This is a genomic window from Inquilinus sp. (genome assembly GCF_057815775.1).
Window position 1 is genome coordinate 1 of sequence record NZ_JBYRFX010000138.1, and the last position, 1,569, is coordinate 1,569.

At 65.3% G+C, this 1,569-nt stretch carries 3 protein-coding genes; 2 read left to right on the plus strand and 1 reads right to left on the minus strand.

Going from position 1 to position 1,569, the window contains the following annotated elements; all coding sequences use genetic code 11:
* Together AC3XYG_RS04980 and AC3XYG_RS04985 are read left to right on the plus strand one after the other, a co-directional pair.
* Nucleotides 1-507: hypothetical protein (locus tag AC3XYG_RS04980; RefSeq protein WP_489138709.1), on the plus strand; the 507-nt coding region annotated here is incomplete at its 5' end.
* A gap of 24 nt (nucleotides 508-531) precedes the next feature.
* Complete coding sequence (locus tag AC3XYG_RS04985) at nucleotides 532-957, plus strand: hypothetical protein (RefSeq protein WP_489138710.1); 426 nt, start codon at nucleotides 532-534, stop codon at nucleotides 955-957.
* A 29-nt stretch (nucleotides 958-986) separates the two neighbouring features.
* Here AC3XYG_RS04985 and AC3XYG_RS04990 read toward each other — a convergent pair whose 3' ends face one another.
* The gene (locus AC3XYG_RS04990; RefSeq protein WP_489138711.1) at nucleotides 987-1,364 is read right to left on the minus strand and encodes a hypothetical protein; all 378 of its coding nucleotides are present in this window, start codon (nucleotides 1,362-1,364) and stop codon (nucleotides 987-989) included.
* Between the last annotated feature and the right edge of the window lie 205 nt (nucleotides 1,365-1,569).

Consider the following 1,569-nt stretch of genomic DNA (forward strand, 5'->3'; position numbering starts at 1 on the left):
GCCAGCCAGCTGCTCGGCGATTTCGGCCGCCTTCGCAACCTTGCCTCCGCGGTCTTCATCCTGAATGGCGAGACCCAGGAGATCCGGCACGAGGCGAAGGAGATCTTCGGCTTCTCCGATGCCGTGCTCGACGTCATGACGCGTGACCTCACCGGGCCGCGCGAGGGCAGGGGAGCCAACTTCCTCGCCCGGTACACCGTGTCGAGCGGGGAGCGCTGGGTCCTTCTCAACCACCGTGTCGGCGCGCGCCTCCTGTGGGCGCTCACGACCAAGCATCAGGACAGGCTGCTGCGCGACGAGATGTATCGCCGCCTGTCGACGACCGAGGCGCAGGCGTTTCTCGCCAGGCGGTTCCCGGAAGGGACGGCACTGCCCTACTGGCAGCGCCTGGTCGACGAGATCAGTGACCAGCCGGTCGCTGTCCGCGCGGCGAACGCCTTGCTCGCCGAGTATCTCCGCATGGCCCGTCCCGACGACCGATCGGCGGCCGCACACACCCTCACATAGTCTCAGTCCTGAAGGAGGTTCACCTTGCGCATTTCGTTCGCCAGTGCCGCGCTCGCCGTCCGGGAGGGCCTTGCTCGGGCCGCTCTGTTCCCTGCCGCCTGGCTCGCCACCACGATGGGCAGTCTCGCCTACGGCCAGGAGAACGCCGATCCCCTGGCGCCGATCCCGCAGATGCAGGCGGCGCAGACTGCCGCGAAGAAGTCGACGCTGAACGTGACCGACTTCAAGTCCGGCTCGACCACGGTCGTCAACGTCCTGATGTATGCCGGCGTCGCCATCGGCACCAGCATGGCCCTGTGGTCGTTGTACAAGCTGTACCGCGGCGCCAATGACGAGACGGGGCGGGAGTCCAGCGGCCGGGCCATTACGGGCCTGATCGTCGGCTCGCTGATCACCGTCTTCACGATCATCATCGGCGTGGTCGTGAACTACTGCACCGGCAACAACTGATGCTGCTGCCGGTGCTCCCCCGCCGACGTTCAGACGTCGTCCGCGCTGGGCTGTGGTGCAGCTGCGCTCGGAGCTGCGTTGGCGGGGGACGCCGGCTCGGCAGCCGGGCGTTTCGGAGCGGCATCGTCGTTGCGAATGATGGTGCCGAGATAGCTCGGCGTGACGTTGATCCCAACCGTCGCCAGCTGCTCCGCAATCGCCTTCACCGGCACGCCCTGGTTCAGGCCCTGTCGGATCACCGGCATCAGCTTGTCAACCATTGCCCGGGTGTTCAGTGGCTTCGGGGCCGGCGCCGGCTTGCTGGCGGCCTTGTACCACTGACGCAGCTTCGCCGCCGCGTCCTTGCTCACCTTCTCGAAGCTGTCGGGGTCCCATTGTTGAGGGGTGCGCGTGGCTGCAACTCCCATCCTCGTGCTCCTGATGTGTTGTGTCGAGAGTGGCGAAGATACGGAGAGAGCGGCGCGCTTGTCGATACAACAACGGTGCGCCATCGATATTCGAGAGTGGCGCGAGAGAACTCAAAAAGCCCGCGTTCCACGTTTCACCACTACTACGAAGAGAGAGACAGGATAGGGGATGTGTACACATGAAACGCAAGCGTTCATGTCGTCC

Excerpts from the sequence above, each read along its gene's own strand:
- AC3XYG_RS04990 (WP_489138711.1), bottom strand. The coding sequence starts at position 1,364 with ATGGGAGTTGCAGCCACGCGCACCCCTCAACAATGGGACCCCGACAGC.